Source organism: Sphingomonas sp. KC8, from assembly GCF_002151445.1.
Lineage (GTDB): Bacteria > Pseudomonadota > Alphaproteobacteria > Sphingomonadales > Sphingomonadaceae > Sphingomonas_E.
On record NZ_CP016306.1, the window covers coordinates 1,334,790 to 1,357,343 of the forward strand.

The window sequence follows — 22,554 nt, forward strand, 5'->3', positions numbered from 1 at the left end:
GAACGTGCGAAGCGATTGCCCCTCCCCGGTCTGTCAGGTCTGCCATAGCTCCGCTGTCCCCCCATCCACGACTGTCACCTCGCGCGCCGGAACCGTGGCCCTGAAGCGGATCGCCCCGTCGGCTTCCAACCACAGCTCGGTGCGGATCATGTCTCCGGGGACGACCGGAGCGGTGAACCGCACACTGATCGCCGACAGGCGCCGGGGATCGCTCTGCGCGCAAAGATGGATGATCGCGCGGGCGACTACGCCCAGCGTTCCGAGGCCATGCAAAATGGGTCCGTCGAACCCTCCCTTGCGGGCCGTGCCAGGATCGACGTGCAGCGGATTGCGGTCGCCGGACAGTCGGTAAAGCAAGGCCTGCTGGCGACTGGTCGGAAGATCGAGCGCGGTATCAGGCGCCCGGTCGGGCATGCTGACCCGCGGCTCCTGGTCAAGCTCACGCGGACCTCCGAAGCCGCCCGCGCCGCGCAGGACCCAGGTCTCCGTCATCTCGGCCACCAACGCCCCGCTGGTCGTCACCAAAGTGCGGCTGGATCGCAGCATGACCGGCCTGCCGGGCCCCTTGTCGGCCATCGGTCCGATTTCGGTGCGGCCGATCAAGGTATCCTGAGACTCGAGCGGACGATGGAGCCGGAGCGATTGCTCGCCGTGAAGGATCTGCACCCAGTCGAGCCCAGCCTTGGGGTCCATCGCCCAGAAACCCGGCGTCCCCAGCACGAGCGCCATGGTCGGCAATGCGACCAGGTCCCGCTCGAAGACCAGGTTGAGCTCGTCGACCGTGTCCGAGAGGCCTGCCCCAACACCAAGAGCGTAGAGGATCGTATCCCGGGCATCATAGGTTTCGCGGCACTCTGGCACGCGGTAACCGCGCAGGCGCTCGACATCGAGAATGGACATCAGTTGAACTTGCGCTCGTCGAGACCCAGGCCACGGCCGATGATCTCGCGCATGATCTCGCTCGTGCCGGCGAAGATGCGGCTGATCCGGGCATCGGTGTACATCCGGCTGATGCGATACTCGTCCATATAGCCGGCCCCGCCGTGCAGCTGCACGCACTCGTCCATCACGCGCCCCTCGAGTTCGCTCGCCAGCAGCTTGGCCGACGATGCGTCCTCCGCGGTCAGTTCTCCCGCATTGAGGAGGAGAACCGACTGGTCGACATAGGTCTGGATGGCATCGAGCTCGGCGCGCATCGAGGCCATCTTGAAGCGGTTGTTCTGGAACACCCCGATCGGCTTTCCGAACGCTCGGCGCTCCTTCACATAATCGAGTGTAAGATCGAACGCGGTCTGCGCGGTCGCCATGAAGCCGATCGCCGCGACGAGGCGCTCCTGGGCGAGGAAGCGGGCGAGATATTTGAACCCTTGCGCGGGATCACCCAGGACATTGGCCTTGGGAACCTTCACATCATTGAAGAAAAGCTCCGCCGTGTCCTGGGATTTCAGGCCCATCTTGTCGAGTTTCCGACCGCGCTCGAAGCCCTCCATTCCGCGCTCGACGAGAAACAGTCCGAGACCATGACGGGAATTGGGATCCGTCCGCGCGGCCACGACGATCACGTCGCCTAGGATACCATTGGAGATGTAGGTCTTTGCTCCATTCAGCAGCCAGTGATCGCCCTTGTCCTCGGCGCGCGTCTTCATCCCCGCGAGGTCGCTCCCGGTTGACGGTTCGGTCATCGCCACCGCGAGGATCGTCGCGCCGCTGACGATCCCCGGCATCAGCCGGTCCTTCTGCTCCTCATTGCCGAGTTTCGCGATGTATGGAGCGACGAGATCATTGTGCAGGTTGATGTAGAAGCCGATGTCGCCATGGCGCATATTCTCTTCGATGATGATCTGCTCGAAGCGGAAATCATCAATCCCGGCGCCGCCATATTTCTCGTCGGCCCAGGTGCAGAGCAGGCCCTGTTCCCCGGCTTTGAGATAAATTTCGCGGTCGACCACGCCTTCGTGGCGCCATCGGTCGACATGCGGCCCGACTTCGGCCTGCATGAAACGGCGGACCGAATCCCGGAACTGCTCGTGCTCGGGCTCGAAGATCAGGCGGCGCATGCGGGCTCCGGTGCTGCAGGTACAGGCTCGGACGCGTCTGCGTAGAAGGGGACGCCGCTTGCTGCCTTGTCGCGAAGCCACGCCGATGGCGCAAAGCGAGGACCATAAGCCTGGGCAAGTCGATCGGCCTCGCGCACGAAACGTTCGAGCCCGACCGTGTCGATGTAGCTGATCGTCCCGCCCGTCCAGGCAGGGAAGCCCCAGCCATAAAGCGCACCAAGGTCCGCGTCTTCGGGCGTCTCCAGAACGCCCTCCTCGAGACAGCGGGCGGTTTCCATCGCCTGCGCATAGAGGAAGCGCGTCTTCAGTTCCTCGACGTCATAATCGGACCGGACGGGAAAATGCTCAGCGAGCCCCTTCCAGAGATGCTTCTTGCCACCCTCGGGATAGTCGTAGAAGCCGCCACCGGACTTGCGGCCACTGCGGCCGAGCTGGTCGCGCATCTTCCGCAGTGTCGGCACCCCAGCGGGCGGCAGATATCTGTCGCCTTCTTCGGCGATCGCCTGGTCGACGATCTTGAGCGGAAGGTCGAATGTTAGTTCATCGAGCAATGCAAGCGGACCCACCGGCATTCCGATCGCCTTGGCCGCATTCTCGATGACGGCCGGCGGCACGCCCTCCTCGAGCATGGCCCCGCCTTCGTGGATGAGCGTCTGGAATACGCGGCTGGTATAGAAGCCGCGGCTGTCGTTGACGACGATCGGTGTCTTGCGCAGCTGCGCGATATAATCGAGTGCCTTGGCGAGCGTTTTCTGGCTGGTCTGCTTGCCCATGATCACCTCGACGAGACCCATGCGGTCCACTGGCGAGAAGAAATGGATGCCGATGAACTGGTCCGGCCGTCCGGAGGCCTGCGCCAGCTGCGAGATCGGCAAGGTCGACGTGTTCGATGCAAAGACCGCGGTCGACGGGATCACAGCCTCGGCTCTCGCCGTTGTTTCCGCCTTGATCGCGGTGTCCTCGAACACGGCCTCGACAATGAGGTCACATCCCTCGAGGAGCGCAAAGTCATCAGTGGGCGTGATCCGCGCGAGCAGCGCGTCCGCCTTTTCCTGATCAAGCTTGCCCTTTTCGATGAGCTTGGCCTGGACCTTTTGCGAATAGGCCTTGCCATGCTCGGCCGTCTGCACGTCCCGGTCCAGCAGGATCACTTCGATCCCGGCATTGGCCGAGACGTAGGCGATGCCGGCTCCCATCATGCCGGCGCCAAGCACGCCGACTTTCTTCACCTCCGACTTCGGCACACCCGCGGGACGGCGCGCGCCTTTCTCGGCCGCTTGCTTGCTGATGAACGTCGTGCGGATGATGTTACGCGCGACGGGATCGGTCAGCAGCCTGGCAAAATATTTGCTCTCGACCGAAAGGGCCTTGTCGAACGGCAGTTGTGCGCCTTCGAAGATCGTCGACAGGATGGCGAGCGGGGCGGGCAGATTATAGCCCGATTTGCCCGCGATCGCGCCTGCGCCCATCATATAGGCCATGCTGTCCTCGGGAACCGTCATGCCGCGCTTTTGCGGCGGTACCGCGCCCTTCACGTCCCACGGCTTGACCGGATCCGGTGCCGTACCGAGCCAGGCACGGGCACGGTCGGTCGCGTCGGCGGCGGGCACCACTTCGTCGACGATGCCGAGTTTCAGCGCCTCGGCCGGCGCCACCGATCGACCCGACAGCAGAAGATCCGAGGCCACCTTCACGCCCGCGATGCGCAATAGACGCTGGGTGCCACCCGAACCGGGCAATAATCCGACGGTCACTTCGGGAAGCCCGACGACCGCCTTGGCGTCATCAACGAGAATGCGGTGGTGGCAGGCCAAGGCGAGCTCGAACCCGCCGCCGAGCGCCAGGCCGTTGATCACCGCCACCCAGGGCTTGCCCGACTGCTCCATCGCCCGGTGCATGGCGGTCGCACGCTGCGAGAAGGCGAAAGCCTCCTTCACCGACAGCCGGCCGTAGCCCCGGACGAGCTGCTTGAGGTCGGCGCCGGCCATGAATGCCTTCTTGGCCGACGTCAGGATGACGCCCTTGACGCTCACGTCCTCGCGGAGAAGCTTGGTTGCCTCTTCCATGTCGGCGATGAAGGCGTCGGAAACGACGTTCATCGTCTCGTCGGCATTGTCGAGGGTCAGCGTGGCGTAGCCGTCGGCGGCCTTTTCGATTTTCAGATGTCGCATGATGTTCCCGTTCTTGCGAAAGGATGCGCTCAGACGCGCTCGATGATGGCAGCGGTGCCGAGGCCGTTGGCCGCGCACAGGGTGATGAGGCCGGTGTTGAGATCGCGCCGCTCGAGTTCGTCGAGGACAGTTCCCATGATCATGGCACCAGTCGCGCCCAGCGGATGCCCCATCGCGATGGCACCCCCATTCACGTTGATCTTGTCGTGGGGGATATCCATCGCCCGCATGTATCTGAGGACCACGCTCGCGAAGGCTTCGTTGAGCTCGTAGAGATCGATATCATCCTTGCTCATGCCGGCCGTCCGCAACGCCTTTTCCGAAACGGCAGCCGGCGCGGTCAGCATGATGGTCGGCTCCGACCCGATATTCGCATAAGCGCGAATACGGGCGCGCGGCTTGAGATCAGCCTTTTCGCCGAACGCCTTCGAGCCGACGAGGACCAGTCCTGCACCATCGACGATCCCAGAACTGTTGCCGCCATGGTGCACGTAGCGGAGCTCCTCGATCTCGGGGTAGCGCGCCTTGGCGACGGCTTCGAACCCGGCCTTGCCGAAGCCCTCGAACGCCGCTTTCAGGGACGCCAGGCTCTCCATCGTCGTGCCGGGCCGCATATGCTCGTCATGGTCGAGCAGCACTTCGCCGATACGGTCCTTCACAGGCACGATCGCGCCCTTGAAGCGCCCCTCCTGCCAGCTCTCGGCGGCGCGGCGCTGACTCTCCAGCGCATAGGCATCGACATCCTCGCGACTATAGCCATCGAGCGTCGCGATCATGTCTGCACCAATCCCCTGCGGCGCATAATGGTTGGTGAAGGCAATCTGGGGATCGGACGTCCAGGCGCCGCTGTCATAACCCATGACGGTACGGCTCATCGATTCGACGCCGCCGCCAAGACCTGCCTGGATCATCCCGGCATGGACCTGGGCGGCGATCAGGTTCACGGCATCGAGACCGGTTGCGCAGAAGCGGTGGATCTGCTGGCCGCCGACCGTCTCGGCATAGCCAGCCTGCAGCACGGCGGCACGCGCGAGCACGCCTCCCTGCTCGCCAACCGGTTGCGCCATGCCAATAATGACGTCGTCGAGCAGCGCTGTATCGAGCGCGTTGCGGTCCCTGACCGCCGTCAGCAACTGGGTTGCCATTTCGACCGACGTGACTTCGTGAAGCGCGCCATCGGGCCGGCCTTTGCCGCGCGGCGTGCGAACATGATCGTAGATATAGGCTTCCATGCGGGCGGTCCTGCGCTTTGATCGGATGGGTTCTCGATACTCCCATCAATTTCGCCGCCGCTCTTCGCACCTATCCAACGAAAGGCGCACGCAGACGGCGTCGCTGCGATCCCCGATTCAACGAACTGTTGTATGGAGCGGACCTACGGTGGGCATGAGGGGCGAGAATTACGCCGGCATTCGGATCGACGCCACGACGCTCGGCGATCTATTGCTGAAGGCCTGGGACCGATTTCCTCACAAGGAAGCACTGGTCTTCCCAGGTGAGCGCAAGACCTATGACGAGGTCGTGAAAAGCGTGCTGCACCGCGCACGGGGTCTTCATGCGCTGGGCGTGAAGCCCGGAGATCATATCGGGATCCTGCTTCCCTCCAGCATCGAATTCGTCGAGACCCTGTTCGCCTCGGCAATCTGTGGCGCGGTCTCAGTGCTGATGAATGCACGCTTCAAGGCGCCAGAAATGGCCTATGTCGCGGAAAATGCCGACCTCGTCGCCATCGTGACCAACGACCTGGTCTCGGAGCATGTCGATTTTGCCAGCCGGCTCAACGAGGCGTTTCCTGACCTTGCGGGATCCTCCGATCCGCAGGCCCTCGCCCTCGCCAACGCGCCCGAGCTCAGGCGCATCATCCAGTTCGGGGGCAGCAAGGTCCCGGGCTTCGTCGACCAGCGCACTTTCGACGCAGCGGCGGCGACAATATCCGAAGACCAAATCCATCGTATCCGGCTCGGTGTCCGTGTCCGCGATACCGCGATGATCCTCTACACATCGGGCACTTCCGCCCACCCCAAGGGCTGCCTGCTCAGCCATGAAGCCTTTGTCCGCGAAGCCGGAAATCTCGCCCGCAATCGCTGGGCCTTCACCGAGGACGAACGTGCCTGGTCTCCACTGCCCCTGTTCCATGTCGCAGCGATGCTGGCGATGCTGGGCGCGGTCGATGTCGGCGGGACCTTCATCGGCCAGCCGCACTTCGACGCCGGCGAGAGCCTGCGCCAGATCGCCGACGAGCGCGTGACGATGATGTTCCTGCCCTTCGTTACCTTCCACCAGGCGATGATCGCCCATCCCGACTGGGCGCGGACCGACATGAGTTCGGTGCGCCTCCAGAACAGCTGTTTTGCGTTCATGCCGGACCGAGTCGGCCAGGCCTATCGCGACAAGGCGCCGGGGATGCTTCAGGTTGGCACCTTCGGCATGACCGAGGCGAGCGGCATCGTCACGACCGGTGGCTATACCATGGACCCTGAAATGGGCTTCACCCGGCTGGGCTTTCCGCTTGCCGGCATCGAGGTGCGTGTCGTCGACCTCGAGACAGGTATCGACCTTCCGCTCGGCGAACGTGGCGAAGTGCTGATCCGCGGCTACAATCTCTTCGACGGCTATTACAAGGACCCGGTCAAGACCGCCGAGGCACTCGATCCGGAGGGTTGGTATCATAGTGGTGACATCGGCTCGCTCGACGAGGCCGGCCACCTCATGTTCCATGGCCGCTTCAAGGACATGCTCAAGGTCGGCGGCGAGAATGTCGCGGCCGCCGAGGTCGAGGCGGTGCTCGCCACCCATCCTGCCGTCCGGCTCGCCCAGGTCATCGGCCTGCCCGACGAGCGGCTCGCCGAGATCCCGGCGGCCTTCATCGAGCCAAGCGGCGAGGCCGAGGCCGATCCCGAAGAGCTGATCGCCTACACGAAGGCAAGGCTCGCCTCGTTCAAGGTGCCGCGCCATATCCGCTTCATCGACGAGTGGCCAATGTCGGCGTCCAAGATACAGAAGTTCAAGCTGCGCACGCAGCTCATGAACGAGCTCGGCCTGTCGGACTGAGCCGGAACATATGGAGAAGGCAATGCGTGTCGTGATCACCGGGGCTGCGAGCGGCATTGGACGCGCCTGCGCCGAGCTTCTGGCCGCAGGAGCGGCCTTGCCGGGCGACCATCAACTGCTCCTTGCCGACCGCGACGCCGCCAATCTGGACGTGGTCGCGCGCCAGATCGGCCCCAGGGCGGCAGCCAGGGTTGCCGACCTTGCCGAGCCCGATTGCGGAGAGCGCATCATCGATGCAGCCATTGGCCATATGGGCGGGATCGACGCGGTGATCAGCAATGCCGGAATCATCATGGGCGGCGCGCTGGCCGAGCTCGAGCTTGCGGATTTCGACCGAATTTTCGCCATCAACACGCGCGCGAGCTGGCTCCTTGCCAAGGCCGCTTATCCCCATCTGAAAGCCAGCAGGGGCACCTATGTCGCTACCGCGTCGATGTCGGCGACCCAGCCGACGCCGGCGCTCGGATTCTATTCGGCGAGCAAGGCCGCGCTCCTGATGATGGTCCGACAGATGTGCATCGAATGGGGGCCGGACGGGATTCGCTGCAACACGGTGTCACCCGGCCCGACCTACACGCCGATGACCGCTGCCGGCTATGCGGACCCGGCGCGGCGCGACCAGCGCGAGGCGAGCATTCCGCTTAGGAAGCTCGGCATGGCCGAGGACGTCGCCAACGCCATCCTGTTCCTGATCTCGCCCGCGGCGAGCCATGTCAGCGGCATCGACGTTCTGGTCGATGGCGGGATGAGCAACATGTTGATGCCGGCAAGCGGTGGCGGCACCGGGCAACAGGCCAGCCGATGAATGCTTCAGTCCAGCCCGCCCGCCCCAAGCGCGCGCAGGCCGGCCTGCTGCGGTGCCGGCACCGCGTCACTGCTCCCACCTTCCCGGTCGATCAGGATCCGGGCGGTCGCCATGAGATGCTCCTCGAGCAGCGCCACCGCTCGGTCCGCATCGCGCGCGAGAACAGCCTTCACGAGTTCGTCATGTTCCCGCGTCACGTCACGCTGGACCCGCGCGAGCGGCACCGTCAGGTACCGGTAGCGCTCGGACTGGGCATAAAGCCAGTCACGCATGCGCCGCAGCCAGATGCTGTCGCACGCCGCGACGAGCGCCTGGTGGAAGGCCGAATGGGCGACGGCATAATCATCGTTCAATCGCTTTGCGTCGACTTCCGCATAAACGGGGGTACGGGCCAGACGATGAGCGGCACTGACGATTGCCGACTCCCAGTCGAGGCCGCCTTTCTCGATCGCCCGCCGCAGGCATTGCCCCTCGATCTGGCTGCGCACGCCGATGAGGTCGATCATGTCTGCGATCGAGATCGGCGTGGCACGGAAGCCGCGACTGTCATCGGTCGAGACGAAACCTTCCGAAGTGAGTCGAGCCAGGGCCTCCCGAACCGCACCGAGGCTGAAGCCAAGATCATCGGCCACTTCCTTGATGTTGATACGATCGCCCGGCGCCAGGCGGCAGGTGAGGAGATCGTCGCGCAGACGCTGATAGGCGCGCTCGGTGAGGCTGATTTTTCGATTCATCGTCGAAATTCTACCCAATCGTCCAAAACCTGCAACGACCCTTATAATCGATTCTGCATATCGAAATATATTTCACTTGACCGCAGGCGCGTGCTTGCGCAGGTCGAGGCGACAAACAGGAGACATTGAAATGCGCTTGGGCAAAGTTTCTCGGGATGGCACCGTCGGCCTGGCCGTGCAGAGCGGCGATGAGATCAAGGTCGTCTTCGGCGAACCGGCACTCAGCGATCTCGACGCGATCGTCGCGCGCGGCGCATCCGCACTGGCCGAGGCCGGACAGGCCGTCCTCGCGCGGGGCGAGGTCGTGAACGAAGCCGCGCTTACCTTCCTTCCGCCGCTCGTTCGCGCGCCCAAGGTGATCTGCCTTGGTCTCAACTATAACGACCATGCGGCCGAGAGCGGCCTCGCCGTGCCGGAGTTCCCGACGCTTTTTGGCCGGTTCAATTCCAGCCTGATCGGCCATGGCGCCCCGATCATCAAGCCGCCCGTGTCAGACCAGCTCGATTATGAGGGCGAACTGGTCGCAATCCTCGGCTCCGGCGGCAAGGACATCGCCAAGGACGAGGCGCTTAGCCATGTTGTCGCCTATTCGGTGTTCAATGATGGCTCGATCCGCGACTATCAGCTCAAGACGCCGCAGTGGACGGCCGGCAAGAATTTCGACGACACGGGCGCCTTCGGCCCGTGGATTGTGACGGCCGACGAGCTTCCGGCGGGCGCCGCTGGCCTCAAGATCGAGACCAGGCTGAACGGCCAGACTGTCCAGAGCGCCACGACGACCGACATGGTGTTTGACGTGGCGACGACGATCGCCCTCCTCTCGACCTTCCTGACGCTCGAACCTGGCGACGTGCTCGTCATGGGCACGCCATCGGGCGTTGGCGTCGCGCGCAAGCCGCAGCTGTTCATGAAGGACGGCGATGTCTGCGAGGTCGAGATCGAGCGCGTGGGGCTGCTGCGCAATCCGATCAAGGCGGCCTGAACGGAGGCGGCCCGGAACGGCGGGCCGCATCGGACTTGGAGGAGGTGAAGATGACCGGCACGTGCGGGCGCAGGCCCAACATCCTCGGTGTCCATTCGATCGACCATTTCGCGATCCATGTCCCCGACATCGAGGAAGCGCGGAAATTCTACTCGTTGTTCGGGCTAGACGTCCGGGATCGCGGGCAGAACATCGAGCTGTTCGCGAAGGACGGGACGCATCGCTGGGCCGTGATCAGCCAGGCACCCGGCCCCAAGCGCCTCGAATATCTCAGCTTCGGAATCTTCGCCGATGAGGCTGACGCCTTTCGTTCACACCTCGAGACCCAGGGCGTCCGCTTCATCGATCCGCCCGGCGACACCGATGCCGATGGCCTGTGGTTCGAGGGTTTTGACGGTCTGCCGATCAATGTTCGCGTCGCCGACAAGGTCTCGCCCGACGAAAAGAGCCGCTTCGGATTTGTGAGCTCGCCTCCTGGCCAGTCGGGCGCGATCCCCAATTCGAAGGCACCCCGGGTTTACCCTCGCCGCCTGTCCCACTTCGCCATCTTCACCACGGATGTGGGCGCCGCGATCGAATATTATGAGCGGACGCTCGGGCTTCGGCTGTCTGACCGTGGCGGGCCCGCGGTCGCCTTCCTGCACGGCGTCCATGGCAGCGATCATCACCTGCTGGCACTCGTGTTGTCCGACCGTCGCGGGATGCATCATGCCAGCTGGGATGTCGGCTCGGTCACCGAAGTCGGACTGGGCGGCGCAACGATGGCGCGTGCCGGCTATGCGCGCGGCTGGGGCCTCGGCCAGCACGTGCTTGGTGCCAACTATTTCTATTATGTTCGCGACCCCTGGGGCAGCTACTGCGAATATTCGGCAGACATCGACTATATTCCTGCCGATTGCGATTGGACTGCCAGCGACCACCCCCCTGAGGACAGCATGTTCCTGTGGGGTCCTGACCCGGCACCGGAATTCATCGAGAATTGCGAACCCAAGGAGAGCGCCGCGTGACGACCTTCGTACTTCTGCACGGCGGCGGCATGGGCGGCTGGACCTGGAAATATGTCCGCGAGCTCCTGGAAGCGAAGGGACATCGCGTCGTGACGCCCACCTTCACCGGCTTTGGCGAGCGCGCCCATCTGATCGGCCGGGGCGTCGGTAATGCGACCAATGTCACCGATATCGTCAACGTCCTTCAATATGAGGACATCAAGGACGCCGTTCTTGTCGCGCACAGCTATGCCGGGACGGTTGTGCCCGGCGTTCTGGCCCAGGCCGGCGACCGGATCGCCAGCATCGTCTATCTCGACGCGATCGTGCCGCATTCAGGCGAGCGCATTGCGTCGCTTATGGGCTATATGCCCGAGGATCAGGTCGTCGCTCTCGACGACATGCTTGACCGGGGCGAAGGCCCGATCGGATCCGGTGTCGATGCCATGCAACGGGCCGCGGCCAAGGATCATCCTCACATGATGGACCCGGACCGGGAAAAATGGTTGCTCGACAATCTCTCCGACCAGCCGATGCGCGTTACCGCCTGCGCCATTCCGGTCGGCGCCGAGACGATCAAGCGGCCCGTCGACTATATCGCGGCCGAACATACGGTGATGACCGCCATGCATGACCGCGCCCGCGCGCTCGGCTGGACGGTCCACAATCATCCGGGCGACCATGCACTGCTGGTCGGCGACCCAGAGGGCACGGTCGAACTCATCCTCAAGATCACGGATTCCAGGCAATGAATGTCGCCGAGCTCTTTTCCGTCCGCGACCGCGTCGCCCTGGTCACGGGTGCGACGAGTGGCATCGGCCGCCACATTGCCACCGGCCTCGCTGCGGCTGGCGCCAAGGTCTATATCTGTGCGCGCACCGAAGCCAAATTGCTGAAGGCGGCCGAGGAAATTGCTGCCGAAACGGGTGGAACCGTGGTCGGACTCGTTGCCGACCTGTCCACCATGGATGGCATCAAGGCGATCGCTGCCGAAATCACCTCGCGCGAACGTGCGCTCCACATCCTCGTCAACAATGCCGGCACGCTGGTCGACGCACCTCTCGACGACTATCCCGAAGAAGGTTGGGATCAGGTCATCGATCTCAACCTCAAGACGCCCTTCTTCGCGATGCAGAAGTTCCTGCCGCTGCTGCGCGCCGGTGCCACGCCCGAACGTCCCGCCAGCGTCATCAACATCGGCTCGGTCGGAGCGCTCAAGATCGGTCCCCGCGAAGTCTACGCCTATCAGGCGTCCAAGGGCGCGATCCACTGGATGGTGAAGTCTCTGGCCAAGAAACTCGGACCCGATAACATCACGGTCAACGCCATTGCGCCGGGCTTTTTCGAGTCGGAGATGACGGTGATCCATTCCGAGGAAATGCGGCAGATGGTCGTGTCGATGGTGCCGCGCCGCCGCGTGGGTGCGCCCGAAGATGTGGCCGCAGCGGCAATCTACCTCGCATCGCCGGCCGGCGCCTATGTCACCGGCTCGGTTCTGCCGGTCGAGGGCGGCCTCGCCATCTAGCAGCCTATAGTTCGATAGGTTGCGAGGAAGGCGAAGTCTGGGAGGCTCTGGTCACAATAGCAGAACGCAGGACCATCATGGATTTCTCGCTGACCGAAGAACAGCTGGCCTTTCGCGACACGGTGCGCCGCTGGGTCGATGCCGAATGTCCGAAGGACTGGATGCGCCAGCTCGAGGCTGATGAGGAAAACTACCCGATCGAGCTCTGGAACAAGCTCGCCGAACAGGGCTTTTTCGGCATCGGAATCGACGAGGAGGATGGCGGCCTCGGCGGCGATATTGTCATGCAGATGATCTTCGCGCGCGAGCTCGCCCGGACCGCGGGCGGACTCCTCTGGGTCTGGGGCCTGACATCCTTTGCCGGTGCCAAGTCGATCGGCCTCTATGGAACTCCCGAGCAGAAAGAGCGCTGGCTGCGCCCGATGGCCGAAGGCAAGCTGCGGGTCTCTATCAGCATGACCGAACCCGATGGCGGGACCGACGTGCTCGGCGCGATGAAGACTCATGCCGTGAAGGTCGATGGCGGCTGGAAGCTCAATGGCGCCAAGATGTGGACCACCGCCGCCAAGGTCGCAGACCGGTTGCTGGTGCTCGCGCGGACCGACAAGGATGTCGAGAAGCGGCATCAGGGGCTCACGCTCTTCTTCGTCGACGGCAAGTCGCCGGGCGTGAAGGCCTCGCTCCTTCCCAAGCTCGGCATGCGCGCGATGGGATCCTGCGAGGTTCTCTACGAGGATGTGTTCGTTCCCGACGAGGACGTCCTCGGCGAGCCCGGCAAGGCCTGGTACATGATGCTCCCGACGCTCAACAATGAGCGGATCATGGTCGGTGCCCAGTGCCTCGGCGCAATTGATGGCGTTCTCGAGGACGCCGTCGAATATATGCTTCAGCGCAAGGCCTTCGGTGGGATCATCGGTCGCTTCCAGGTTCTCCAGCATTATGTCGCCGACATCGCCACCTGGCAGAAGACGACCGAGCTGCTCCTCTACAATGTCGCCTGGATGCAGGCGCAGGGAATGAATTGCGGCGTCGAGGCGAACATGCTCAAGATGGTCGCCACCGAAAATGCGGTGAAGGCCGCCGACCTTGGTATCCAGATCATGGGCGGAATGGGCTATTCGGCCGAGACCGACATGCAGCGCTACTGGCGCGATCACCGCATTCTCCGGATGACCCCGATCACGAACGAAATGGTCCGCAACAGCATCGCCGAGAGCCTCGGCTTGCCGCGATCCTATTGAACTGGTCTTGTCCCATGACTGATACCGACACGCTCCCGCCCGCCCCCGATGTTGCCGGCACGTCGCTCGACGGCACCAAGGTGTTCACGATCTCGGCCGAGGAGAATGCAGCCTTGTGTCGCTCGACGGGTGTCGAACCGGCCGCCGACGGCAGCGCACATCCGATCTATTATTACATCGCCACGCAGGTCGCGATGGGCAAGACGGTCGCGGGTGTCTGCGACACGTGCGAGTTCGATGTCGAGGAAGGCCCGATGATGGGCTCCAGCGGCGTCAGGTTCGACGCACCGCTCAAGGTCGGCGAAAGCTACAAGGTGACCGGTGAGATCCTGTCGCTCGTCCGCAAGCGCAGCCGCAAGCTCGGTGTGATGGACGTGCTGACCTATCGCCTGCGCCTTCACACGCTCGATGGCGCGAAGGTGCTCGAAACCGACAATGTCTGGGTGCTGCCGCGAAAGGAGCTCGCATGATGCGCTACGCCGTCGGAGACGCCCTACCGCCGTTCGTTATCGAAAGCGTCAGCCCTGAGGCCATGAAGGCCTGGGCGGTGTTCCTCGCCGATCCCAACCCGATCCATCTCGATGTCGAGGTCGTCAAAGCCAAGGGCCTCGGAGACCGGGTGATCAACCAGGGTCCGATCAACGTCGCTTATATGATGAACATGCTCGCGGCCGCCTTTCCCGGCGGCAGGATCGAAAGCATGGACTCACGCTTTCTGGACAATGTTTTCGGTGGCGACCGGGTCGTCGCGAGCGGGACGATCACGGCGGTGGAAGACGGTCGTGTCGCCTGTGAGTTCACCCTGGCCGCCGACGGCCGGGGCCCGGTCAATTCCGGCACCGCCACTATCGCAATCTGAATTCGAAGGAGAGAGTAAATGCCCAGCGGTCCATTCGCCCATGTCTGCATGGTGGTTCGGGATCTCGACAAGGCGATCGAGGACTGGACCAAGATCCTCAAGGTCCTCGACCCCGCCTCGCTCGAAAAGCCGATCGTGCGCTACGACGAATTCTCGAGCGGTTCCGATGCCGGCATGAAGTGGGCGACCTTCGTCAATGAGCATTCGACCGAGATCCAGTTCATCCAGCCCGCTCCCGGCACGCCGATGGGCGATCGCCTCGAAAAGGTGGGCGAGCACGTCCATCATCTCTGCTTCACGACCGACGATGTGCCGGCCGCGATGGAGAAACTGAAGGCCGAAGGCTTGCATCTGCCCGGCGACGGCCAGACCTACAATGATCCCGATATGACCTGGCAAAAGTGGAGCTGGGTCGGCGCCAAGAGCACGCATGGCTGCCTGATCGAAGTCGCCTCGCCTTATGAGAGCCATGACGACGGCAAGTGGCATCACGCACCGGGCAAGTTCGCCTATCAGGGCCCCGCTTCCGCCGCGGCCGAATAAGCGGTGTAGCCCGGCAAATGACAGCGAAAAGGCTGACCCTACCGGGCGACGGACTGGAGCTTGCCGCGGACGCCTTCGGCGATCCCGCGGCACCTCCCGTGCTGTTCTTCCATGGCGGCGGCCAGAGTCGCCGTTCGTGGACCGGCTCGGCCCGCAAGGTCGGCCATGCCGGCTATTATGGCGTGACGATCGATCTTCGCGGCCATGGCGAAAGCATGTGGGCGCCTGATGGCGACTATCTGCTCGAGGCCTTTGGCCGCGACGTCGAGGCACTGCTTGCCTATTTCGACCGGCCCGTCACCCTGGTCGGCGCATCGCGTGGCGGCCAATCGGCGCTGGTAGGAGGGTCACGCCATCCCGACCGGGTGACCCTCACCATGCTGGCCGACGTCGCGCCGATGATAGATGATGAAGGCGTCGACGACATAAGGGGTTTTTTCCGTGCAAGCGAAGCGGGGTTCGCGTCGCTCGACGAGGCCGCCGATGCCCTCCACCATCATCTTGGCCAGCCAAGGGCGCAAAATGTATCCGGACTGGCCAAGGCCATGCGCCGGCAGGACGAACGCTGGTTCTGGCGATGGGACCCGAAGACCACGGCCGCCGAATTTCTCCACCCTCCCTCTGAAGGCGAGGCACTGATCGATGCGGCGAAGCGCATCACGACCCCGGTTGTGCTCGTGAAGGCCGAACTCAGCAATATCGTCACGCCCGCAAGCGTCGCCGCGTTCCGCCGCTTCACACCTCAACTCGAGGTCGTCGAGGCGCATGGCGTGGGCCACATGTTCACCGGCGACCGCAACGACGCGTTCGCCGAGACGCTGCTCACCTATTTGTCGCGCTACCCGCCGGTGACCGCATGAACCGAGGCAGCGCCTTCGTGGTTGGCGGGTCCGGTGGGCTGGGCGCCGCGATCTGCCGCACTTTGGCCAGCGAGTGGACCGGCGTTGCCATCGGTTATCGGTCCGGTCGAGCGAAAGCGGATGCTCTCGCCGCGGATATCGGGCCAGGCGCCCTGCCTGTTCATTGCGACCTGGCAGACCAGGCCTGCGTGTCCGCCGCCATCGCGCAGGCCGCATCGCATTTCGGCGAGATTGGCACGCTCGTCTTTGCAAGCGGTGTCGAGATCGCTCAGCCCTTCGTCAGCAAGATCACCGAGCCCGACTGGCGCGAGGTGATCGAGACCGAACTCATCGGTTTCACCCGCATTGTCAGTGCCACCCTCCCCCTGTTCCGTCGTCAGGGCCATGGTAATTTCGTCGCCGTGGTCTCGGTCGCGACCTATTGCTTCCCTCCGGGCGATGCCCTCTCGGCGGTTCCCAAGGCCGCGATCGAGGTGCTCGGACGTGCGATCGCCAAGGAAGAGGGCCGCTACAATATCCGCGCCAACATGGTAGCCCCCGGCATCATTGATGCAGGCCTGGGCGCGGCTTTCCTGAAGGATCTTTATTCGCCCGAAATCTGGGAGACGCAGCGCAAGCGGATTGCGCTCCAGCGCTTCGGCGAGGGCGGCGACATTGCCGACGCAGTCGCCTTCCTTGCATCGGGGAAGGCGCGCTACATCACCGGTCAGACGATCATCGTCGACGGCGGTTTCAGCCTCTGACAAAAAGAAGGGCTGCCCCCCCGGTACAGCCCTTCTTCCGTCCGCTTCGACCCGCGGCGGTGCAGGACGGGGCCTGGCCCCATCCCGCATCCTCGATCATTTGTAGGGATCGACCGGCTGCGGCGCCTCGATGACGCCGACGTCGATCAGCATCGAGTAGACGTCGGAGATCGAATAAATGTGATCGATCTTGCCGTTGCGGAACTTGAGCCACGAAAACCAGACGACATTGAGATCGTTGCCCGTCGGCTGGATACCCATATAGGGGCCACCGGTATGCTTGCCATGGTGATGGCAGAGAACGCAGATCTCGTCGTCGCCGCGGCCCCAGGCCTTGAGCGTACGATAGACGCTGGGCGGGAAGGTCTTGAGCAGGCCCTGCGGCGAGGTCTTCCAGACGTGATAGGTGCCAAGGTCCGGACGGTTCGGATTGTCATAGGTCATCGTGTCGGTGTTGAAGAAGGCATCCATGCCGTCCCAATCGCCGCGGTTGATGACCTCGTGCAGGTCCATCCAATGCTCGACCATCTTGGCCTGCACCGGCGTCAGTCCGGCCGTGATTTCAGCGCGCTTCTCCTTTGACAGGACGAAATCGGCTTCAGTGAAAGCGGGAAGGCCTCCCATCATAATCTCCTTAGGATCGGGTCCGAACGCAGCGGCTTCCCGGTTACTTGAAGGTGGTGACGGCCCGGGGGTTACCGGCCGGTCGCTTTCCTTTTCATCATCCCTCGCATGCCCGGCACCTACCTTTGGAAAGGCCCGGCCTTGCTCGAGACGCTGCAGGAAGGAGGCATAAGAAGAGGCGAGGAAACCACAAGATGGCATTGACGCTGCAGGAAATGTCCGATCGGTTCGAAATCCAGGACCTGATTGTCGACTATTGCTACGCGGTGGACAATCGCGCCTTCGACGCACTGGATGCGATCTTCACCCCCGAGGCCGTGATCGATTATTCGGAGATGGTCGGGGTCAAGGGCGGGCTGCCGGAGATCAAGGCCTTCCTCACCGAGAGCCTTGGGGCAGTGCGGGCGTTCCAGCACGCCGTCTCGACGACGCAATACCGGATCGACGGCGACACGGCGACCACGCGGACTGCGGTCTACAATCCTATGGTGCTGGACGAGGACGGAACCGAACGCGTGATGGTGTTCGGCCTCTGGTATCATCATGATTATGTCCGTACCGCGCAGGGCTGGCGCATCTCACGGCTCTACGAACAGCCCTGCTATTCGGAGAATGTGCCCGACTGGGTGAAGGACCTGACCCGCTGAGCCCGGCCAGATGGTGATGGACCATCCCGTGACCGGCGAGGGAATCACGCCGGATTATCTCAACAGGCTCTTCAGCTGGACGGGCCAGCCCGCGCGCGTCGCCGCCGTCCGGCTTGCCGCTGCCAAGACCTATGGCGACGAGATGGTATCGACGGCGGGGCGGGCGATAGTCGAAGTCGACTATCTGCCCCGCGCGCCGGAAAATCTGCCGCGTCGGATCGTCGTCAAGCTCGCGCGTGGCGTCGACGACATCATGGGCCCCTTCTACCGGAATGAAGTTGCATTCTACGGCCGGTTGCGGCGGGAACTGACCATCGAGGCCCCCGCAGCCCTCGCTGCTCATTATAATCCGGTCAGCCATCGTCTCGGGCTGGTGCTGGAAGATCTGACGGCGCGCGGCGCAACATTTCCAAATGTTCTGCAACCGATCTCGATTGCGCAATTGCGCGGACTGCTGGACACGCTTGCAATCCTCCACGCCCGCTATTGGAACAGCCCGCGCTTTTCATCGGATCTCGCATGGGTGGAAACTCATCTCGAGGGCGGTGTCGCCGACCTGATGAACAATCTCGCGCCAGCCTATATCCAGCACGAAATCGACAGCCAGCGCTTCAAGTCGGAACTGGTCGGCATGCTCGGCACGACGGGCGATCAACTGCTCGCGGGCGTGCAGGCCGTGCAGCGGCACCAGGCAAACCTGTCGCAGACGTTGCTCCATGGCGACACGCATCTCGGCAATACCTATCTGCTTCCAGGCGACCGGGGTGGCTTGCTCGACTGGCAGTTGATGGTCCGCGGCCATCCCATGCACGACGTGAGCTATCTGATCACGACCGCGCTCCCGATCGCCGAAAGGCGTCGGCATGAGCGCGCCTTGCTGGAACATTATCTCGACAGGCTCGCGGCGGCGGGCGTGAGCAGCCCGCCTTCCTTCGAGGACATGTTCCGCGAATTCCGCCGTGCCCTGGTGTGGGGCGTCTATATCGGCTGGCTGACCACGCCGATCGTCAATTACGGCTGGGAAATCAACGTGATCAATCATCTGCGCCTGACCACGGCCTATGTCGATCACGACACTGCAGGACTGGTGGACGAAGTGCGCTGAGTTTCATTTGGGGGAGACGACAATGCAAGGCACGATGGGCGAACCCGTCAATCCATGGGTCATGGAAACGGGAAGCATATGGTTCTGGTCGATCCTGCTGGCAGGGAGCCTTCTCTGGGCCCTTCGCGGGCGGCGTTTCTCGCTCGTCCTGCTCACGCTCATCGGGGCCACGACGAGCTTCTGGCAGGAATTTTTCGGCGACTGGGGCGCCTATGTCGCCTGGAACCCGGCGTTCGACCGCCTGCCATTCTGGGGCGAGATGGCCTATACCACGCCGGTCAAGCCGCTCTTCATTCCATTCTCATGGGGCTGGTGGTTCGCTGCGACAATCCCGCTGCTCGTGACGTTGGTCGGCTGGCTCGGGCGCAAGTTTCCCAGCATATCGACGACAATTTTCGCCTTCGCCATCGCCTTCCCGCTTTTCCTGGCCTACCAGCTTTATGCCGAGGGCAGTTCGGTCGCCAACGGCTGGTGGACTTATGACACAGTCGTCGGGCCCGCCATCGTCTCCGAAAAGGGCCAATTGCCCCTGATCTTCCCCGCTCTCCTCGGATTGTGGGCGGCCGGCCTCGTTGCACTGCTCGTCCCCCGGGATGCGGACGGATTGCGGTGGCATGAGCGGCGGCTCGGCGTCGATCGGGTCGGCCCGGGGTGGCGCCGCGAGGCCGCGCGGGCTGGTGCCTTCATTCTCCTGTTCCAGGTTACGATGTTTGCCGTGAATATCGGTCCCGCAATCCTCGGCCGACTGCTCTTCGGAGGCCCCAGCGTCCTCGTTCCCTAAGGCCGTTCGATGACCATCATGCTCTACCTCTTCGGCCTGTTCCTGCTCGCGACCGGCCTAAGCCTGTTGTGGCTCGGCACCACGCTGGTCGGCCTCGGCGGCTCGCCTTATTATGCACTCGCGGGAATCGCCTACCTGCTGACGGCATTGCTGATCCTTCGCCGCAGCTGGCACGGGGTATGGTTCTACACCGCATTCCTCGCTGCGACATTGTGCTGGGCCGTATGGGAATCGGGACTGGACGGGTGGGCGCTCGCGCCCCGCCTCGTCATGCCGTCGTTGATCGGTCTCTGGATGATCACGCCCTGGTTCCGCCGCGGCATGGGCCGGTTGCAACCGCTACCCGGCGCGCTAATGCTCTGGCCGGGATTGGGGCTGGCGACAGTTCTGGCCATCGGCGCGCCATTCTGGTTCGACCGTTTACCGACGACGACGGGCCCGGTCGCAGCCGCCATTCCGGCAAATCCGGCGGAGGGAGACTGGCGGCATTATGGCAATGATCAGGGGGGATCGCGCTTCTCGCCGCTTGGCCAGATCACGCCCGCCAACGTCGGCGGGCTAAAGCCCGTCTGGACTTATCATACCGGCCCCATGCCGGAAGGCGCGCGGGCATCCTTTCAGGCGACACCGATCAAGATCGGCGAGCGTCTCTATCTGTGTACCGGGTACAACGACGTCATCGCGCTCGACGCCGAAACCGGACGGGAAATATGGCGCCATCGCCCGCGCGTCGATCCCAAGGGGATTTACGGCCTCACCTGTCGCGGCGTTACTTATTATCGGGTGCCGGAGGCGACAGGGCCGTGCGCCGAGCGCATCTATACCGCCACGGTCGATGCCCGCCTGATCGCGCTCGATGCCGCCACCGGCCGGTTGTGCCCAGGCTTCGGAACGACCGGTGAAGTCAACCTCCTCACCGGCATGGGTGATGTGGAAAAGGGCTATTATTTCGTGACATCACCGCCAGCTCTTGTGCGCGGGCGGCTCGTCCTCGGAGGCTGGGTCACGGATGGCCAGCATGTCGGTGAACCGTCAGGCGTGATCCGCGCCTTCGATGCGGTCACCGGCGCTTTCTCCTGGGCCTTCGATATCGGCAGGCCGGATTTCCACGCGATGCCCGGCGCGGGCGAGAGCTTCACCCGTGGAACGCCCAACAGCTGGGCACCGATGAGCGGCGACGACGATCTCGGCCTCGTCTATGTCCCCACCGGCAATGCCACGCCCGACTATTTTGGTGCCCATCGCACGGCCAATGACGATCGCTTCGCAAGCTCGGTGGTCGCGCTCGACGCCGAGAGCGGTGCCGTCCGCTGGTCCTTCCAGACGACGCACCATGATCTGTGGGATTATGACGTCCCGGCCCAGCCATCTCTCGTCGATCTGCCCGGTGGCGTGAAGGGGCTGTTGCAGCCGACCAAGCGAGGCGAGATCTTCTTCCTCGACCGTCGCACCGGAGAGCCGATTTCGCGCGTCGAGGAGCGTCCCGCGCCCCAGGGCGCAGTTCCTGAGGAACGCGCGGCCCTGACCCAGCCTTTCTCCAGCGGAATGCCGTCGTTCGGAGGCCCGCCGCCGACCGAAAAACGTATGTGGGGCCTGACGCCGATCGATCAGGCAATGTGCCGTATCCGGTTTCGCCAGGCCCGGTTCGACGGGACGATGACGCCCCTCGGCACCGCTCGTCCGACGATCACCTGGCCGGGCTATCTCGGCGGTATCGACTGGGGCGGCGTGTCGATCGACAAGAAACGCCACCTGATGATCGTCAACAACAACCAGGTCGCCAACTATAACCGCCTGATTCCGAGGGCCGAGGCGGATCGCCAGGGCGTGAAGCCGATGACGGCGGCGCACATGAGCGATGTCGGCGGCCCTGTCGCGCAAAAGGGCGTCCCCTATGCGGCGCACATCACTCCATTCCTGTCGCCGCTCGCAATTCCCTGCCAGCAGCCGCCCTACGGGATGGTGAGCGCCGTTGATCTCAGGAGCGGCAAGCTAGTCTGGTCGCACCGGTTCGGCACGTCCCGCGACAGCGGTCCGCTTGCGCTGCCAACCTTCCTGCCGATACCGATGGGTGTGCCCAATATCGGCGGCTCGGTTGCGACTGCGAGCGGGCTGTTCTTCATCGGTGCGACGCAGGAACATATGCTGCGCGCCTACAGCAGTGAGACAGGCGATGAACTCTGGAGGGCCCGCCTGCCCGCGGGCGGCCAGGCCACGCCGGCGACCTACTGGTCGCCGCGCAGCAACCGTCAGTTCGTGGTCATCGCCGCGGGCGGTCACGGCGCCATGCTATCGGGGAGCAGCGATACGCTGATCGCATATGCACTGCCGAAGGAACGGAGCCGCTGAACCCAGTCGACGGGGCCGTCAGGGCGATATCCCGTCAAGCGTGGGGGAAGGTCGCCGCCCGCAAACCTCGGGCGGGTGCAGCTTCCGAACGTCGGAATCCCCTATCGGCAATCTATAGTGTAGCGATCCCGGAATTCGGTGAGGATCCTTTGAGCGGGTGCCAGCTTTTCGGCCTCCTGGCACGCGTCGACGACGACGCCAGTGCCGTAGGATGCTCGGCACACCGACATCGCGTCCTCAAACTGCGCGCTGATGTCCTCCGGCTCGAGATGGTGATTGCCGGTATGACTGTAATAGACGAATTTCCGGAAGCCCGAATACGCGCCCTTCCGGTCCTTGCCATTCACCTCGCCGCAGACCACGCCCTCATTGTTGATATGAAAGTTCCGGAACCGAGCCGAGCCCGGATCCGGCAGATCCTGCGAAACGACATGTTCCGCAGCCTTTTGGGCAGAATGGCACGCCGAAACGACGATGATCGCTCCGAACAA

23 protein-coding genes are annotated in these 22,554 nt (G+C 63.6%); 16 read left to right on the forward strand and 7 right to left on the reverse strand.

Annotated elements, in window-relative coordinates; translation table 11 throughout:
• Window positions 1-33 precede the first annotated feature (33 nt).
• Genes KC8_RS06240 through KC8_RS06255 form a run of 4 tightly spaced genes read right to left on the reverse strand, consistent with a single transcriptional unit; the run spans window position 34 to window position 5,460 of the window.
• Window positions 34-900: a MaoC/PaaZ C-terminal domain-containing protein gene (locus KC8_RS06240; protein WP_010124938.1), complete on the reverse strand. Its 867-nt coding sequence runs from the start codon at window positions 898-900 to the stop codon at window positions 34-36.
• A complete protein-coding gene (locus KC8_RS06245) occupies window positions 900-2,138 on the reverse strand; it encodes an acyl-CoA dehydrogenase family protein (RefSeq protein ID WP_232455645.1) in 1,239 nt (412 codons plus the stop codon). The genes KC8_RS06240 and KC8_RS06245 overlap by 1 nt, the downstream gene beginning before the upstream one ends.
• Entirely contained in the window at window positions 2,045-4,228 is a 2,184-nt protein-coding gene (locus KC8_RS06250) for a 3-hydroxyacyl-CoA dehydrogenase NAD-binding domain-containing protein (RefSeq protein ID WP_010124934.1), read from the reverse strand. The genes KC8_RS06245 and KC8_RS06250 overlap by 94 nt, the downstream gene beginning before the upstream one ends.
• A 29-nt stretch (window positions 4,229-4,257) precedes the next feature.
• Window positions 4,258-5,460, reverse strand: a complete 1,203-nt coding sequence (locus KC8_RS06255; RefSeq protein ID WP_010124933.1) for an acetyl-CoA C-acetyltransferase — start codon at window positions 5,458-5,460, stop codon at window positions 4,258-4,260.
• A gap of 154 nt (window positions 5,461-5,614) precedes the next feature.
• On the opposite strand from KC8_RS06255, the gene KC8_RS06260 reads away from it, so the two are divergent.
• Window positions 5,615-7,279, forward strand: a complete 1,665-nt coding sequence (locus KC8_RS06260) for a class I adenylate-forming enzyme family protein (protein WP_010124932.1) — start codon at window positions 5,615-5,617, stop codon at window positions 7,277-7,279.
• Window positions 7,280-7,301: 22 nt separating this feature from the next.
• A complete protein-coding gene (locus KC8_RS06265) occupies window positions 7,302-8,084 on the forward strand; it encodes an SDR family NAD(P)-dependent oxidoreductase (RefSeq protein WP_010124931.1) in 783 nt (260 codons plus the stop codon).
• Between the two features lie 5 nt (window positions 8,085-8,089).
• On the opposite strand, the gene KC8_RS06270 is transcribed toward KC8_RS06265, so the two are convergent.
• Window positions 8,090-8,818, reverse strand: a complete 729-nt coding sequence (locus KC8_RS06270; protein ID WP_010124930.1) for a GntR family transcriptional regulator — start codon at window positions 8,816-8,818, stop codon at window positions 8,090-8,092.
• Window positions 8,819-8,948: 130 nt separating this feature from the next.
• On the opposite strand from KC8_RS06270, the gene KC8_RS06275 reads away from it, so the two are divergent.
• The 10 genes from KC8_RS06275 to KC8_RS06320 all read left to right on the forward strand — a co-directional run bounded on the left by KC8_RS06275 (window position 8,949) and on the right by KC8_RS06320 (window position 16,557).
• A complete protein-coding gene (locus KC8_RS06275) occupies window positions 8,949-9,800 on the forward strand; it encodes a fumarylacetoacetate hydrolase family protein (protein ID WP_010124929.1) in 852 nt (283 codons plus the stop codon).
• A gap of 50 nt (window positions 9,801-9,850) precedes the next feature.
• A complete protein-coding gene (locus KC8_RS06280; RefSeq protein WP_010124928.1) occupies window positions 9,851-10,807 on the forward strand; it encodes a VOC family protein in 957 nt (318 codons plus the stop codon).
• On the forward strand, window positions 10,804-11,538 hold the full coding sequence (locus KC8_RS06285; protein ID WP_010124927.1) for an alpha/beta fold hydrolase: 735 nt from the start codon (window positions 10,804-10,806) through the stop codon (window positions 11,536-11,538). The genes KC8_RS06280 and KC8_RS06285 overlap by 4 nt, the downstream gene beginning before the upstream one ends.
• A complete protein-coding gene (locus KC8_RS06290) occupies window positions 11,535-12,311 on the forward strand; it encodes an SDR family oxidoreductase (RefSeq protein WP_010124926.1) in 777 nt (258 codons plus the stop codon). The genes KC8_RS06285 and KC8_RS06290 overlap by 4 nt, the downstream gene beginning before the upstream one ends.
• Before the next feature lie 77 nt (window positions 12,312-12,388).
• Window positions 12,389-13,552 (forward strand): acyl-CoA dehydrogenase family protein, encoded by a 1,164-nt coding sequence (locus tag KC8_RS06295; protein ID WP_010124924.1) that lies wholly within the window; start codon window positions 12,389-12,391, stop codon window positions 13,550-13,552.
• Between the two features lie 14 nt (window positions 13,553-13,566).
• Window positions 13,567-14,022, forward strand: coding sequence for a hypothetical protein (locus KC8_RS06300; protein WP_010124923.1), 456 nt, complete (start codon window positions 13,567-13,569; stop codon window positions 14,020-14,022).
• Window positions 14,022-14,411: a MaoC family dehydratase gene (locus KC8_RS06305; RefSeq protein ID WP_029624451.1), complete on the forward strand. Its 390-nt coding sequence runs from the start codon at window positions 14,022-14,024 to the stop codon at window positions 14,409-14,411. Before KC8_RS06300 ends, KC8_RS06305 begins: the two co-directional genes overlap by 1 nt.
• Window positions 14,412-14,429: 18 nt before the next feature.
• Window positions 14,430-14,954, forward strand: coding sequence for a VOC family protein (locus KC8_RS06310; protein ID WP_010124921.1), 525 nt, complete (start codon window positions 14,430-14,432; stop codon window positions 14,952-14,954).
• A 17-nt stretch (window positions 14,955-14,971) separates the two neighbouring features.
• Complete coding sequence (locus KC8_RS06315) at window positions 14,972-15,814, forward strand: alpha/beta fold hydrolase (RefSeq protein ID WP_010124920.1); 843 nt, start codon at window positions 14,972-14,974, stop codon at window positions 15,812-15,814.
• The gene (locus KC8_RS06320) at window positions 15,811-16,557 is read left to right on the forward strand and encodes an SDR family NAD(P)-dependent oxidoreductase (protein ID WP_029624449.1); all 747 of its coding nucleotides are present in this window, start codon (window positions 15,811-15,813) and stop codon (window positions 16,555-16,557) included. Before KC8_RS06315 ends, KC8_RS06320 begins: the two co-directional genes overlap by 4 nt.
• A 96-nt stretch (window positions 16,558-16,653) precedes the next feature.
• Here the strand turns inward: KC8_RS06320 and KC8_RS06325 are convergent, their stop codons facing one another.
• Window positions 16,654-17,382 (reverse strand): ester cyclase, encoded by a 729-nt coding sequence (locus KC8_RS06325; RefSeq protein ID WP_232455646.1) that lies wholly within the window; start codon window positions 17,380-17,382, stop codon window positions 16,654-16,656.
• Between KC8_RS06325 and KC8_RS06330 the strand changes: the two genes are divergently transcribed.
• From KC8_RS06330 to KC8_RS06345, 4 genes are read left to right on the forward strand one after another with little or no spacing between them, the layout of a single operon-like run.
• Window positions 17,376-17,828 carry a nuclear transport factor 2 family protein gene (locus KC8_RS06330; protein WP_010124917.1) on the forward strand — a complete coding sequence of 151 codons (453 nt, stop codon included), beginning with the start codon at window positions 17,376-17,378 and terminating at the stop codon, window positions 17,826-17,828. The genes KC8_RS06325 and KC8_RS06330 overlap by 7 nt on opposite strands.
• A 28-nt stretch (window positions 17,829-17,856) precedes the next feature.
• On the forward strand, window positions 17,857-18,933 hold the full coding sequence (locus tag KC8_RS06335; RefSeq protein ID WP_232455647.1) for an ecdysteroid 22-kinase family protein: 1,077 nt from the start codon (window positions 17,857-17,859) through the stop codon (window positions 18,931-18,933).
• Window positions 18,934-18,955: 22 nt separating this feature from the next.
• Complete coding sequence (locus KC8_RS06340; RefSeq protein WP_010124915.1) at window positions 18,956-19,714, forward strand: hypothetical protein; 759 nt, start codon at window positions 18,956-18,958, stop codon at window positions 19,712-19,714.
• A 9-nt stretch (window positions 19,715-19,723) separates the two neighbouring features.
• Window positions 19,724-22,063 (forward strand): membrane-bound PQQ-dependent dehydrogenase, glucose/quinate/shikimate family, encoded by a 2,340-nt coding sequence (locus tag KC8_RS06345; RefSeq protein ID WP_029624447.1) that lies wholly within the window; start codon window positions 19,724-19,726, stop codon window positions 22,061-22,063.
• Window positions 22,064-22,164: 101 nt separating this feature from the next.
• Here the strand turns inward: KC8_RS06345 and KC8_RS06350 are convergent, their stop codons facing one another.
• The gene (locus KC8_RS06350; protein ID WP_138956655.1) at window positions 22,165-22,554 is read right to left on the reverse strand and encodes a hypothetical protein; all 390 of its coding nucleotides are present in this window, start codon (window positions 22,552-22,554) and stop codon (window positions 22,165-22,167) included.

Coding starts and splice junctions, on each gene's coding strand:
- KC8_RS06240 (WP_010124938.1), bottom strand. CDS start 900: ATGTCCATTCTCGATGTCGAGCGCCTGCGCGGTTACCGCGTGCCAGAG.
- KC8_RS06250 (WP_010124934.1), bottom strand. CDS start 4,228: ATGCGACATCTGAAAATCGAAAAGGCCGCCGACGGCTACGCCACGCTG.
- KC8_RS06255 (WP_010124933.1), bottom strand. CDS start 5,460: ATGGAAGCCTATATCTACGATCATGTTCGCACGCCGCGCGGCAAAGGC.
- KC8_RS06260 (WP_010124932.1), top strand. CDS start 5,615: ATGAGGGGCGAGAATTACGCCGGCATTCGGATCGACGCCACGACGCTC.
- KC8_RS06265 (WP_010124931.1), top strand. CDS start 7,302: ATGCGTGTCGTGATCACCGGGGCTGCGAGCGGCATTGGACGCGCCTGC.
- KC8_RS06270 (WP_010124930.1), bottom strand. CDS start 8,818: ATGAATCGAAAAATCAGCCTCACCGAGCGCGCCTATCAGCGTCTGCGC.
- KC8_RS06275 (WP_010124929.1), top strand. CDS start 8,949: ATGCGCTTGGGCAAAGTTTCTCGGGATGGCACCGTCGGCCTGGCCGTG.
- KC8_RS06280 (WP_010124928.1), top strand. CDS start 9,851: ATGACCGGCACGTGCGGGCGCAGGCCCAACATCCTCGGTGTCCATTCG.
- KC8_RS06290 (WP_010124926.1), top strand. CDS start 11,535: ATGAATGTCGCCGAGCTCTTTTCCGTCCGCGACCGCGTCGCCCTGGTC.
- KC8_RS06295 (WP_010124924.1), top strand. CDS start 12,389: ATGGATTTCTCGCTGACCGAAGAACAGCTGGCCTTTCGCGACACGGTG.
- KC8_RS06300 (WP_010124923.1), top strand. CDS start 13,567: ATGACTGATACCGACACGCTCCCGCCCGCCCCCGATGTTGCCGGCACG.
- KC8_RS06305 (WP_029624451.1), top strand. CDS start 14,022: ATGCGCTACGCCGTCGGAGACGCCCTACCGCCGTTCGTTATCGAAAGC.
- KC8_RS06310 (WP_010124921.1), top strand. CDS start 14,430: ATGCCCAGCGGTCCATTCGCCCATGTCTGCATGGTGGTTCGGGATCTC.
- KC8_RS06315 (WP_010124920.1), top strand. CDS start 14,972: ATGACAGCGAAAAGGCTGACCCTACCGGGCGACGGACTGGAGCTTGCC.
- KC8_RS06320 (WP_029624449.1), top strand. CDS start 15,811: ATGAACCGAGGCAGCGCCTTCGTGGTTGGCGGGTCCGGTGGGCTGGGC.
- KC8_RS06330 (WP_010124917.1), top strand. CDS start 17,376: ATGGCATTGACGCTGCAGGAAATGTCCGATCGGTTCGAAATCCAGGAC.
- KC8_RS06325 (WP_232455646.1), bottom strand. CDS start 17,382: ATGCCATCTTGTGGTTTCCTCGCCTCTTCTTATGCCTCCTTCCTGCAG.
- KC8_RS06340 (WP_010124915.1), top strand. CDS start 18,956: ATGCAAGGCACGATGGGCGAACCCGTCAATCCATGGGTCATGGAAACG.
- KC8_RS06345 (WP_029624447.1), top strand. CDS start 19,724: ATGACCATCATGCTCTACCTCTTCGGCCTGTTCCTGCTCGCGACCGGC.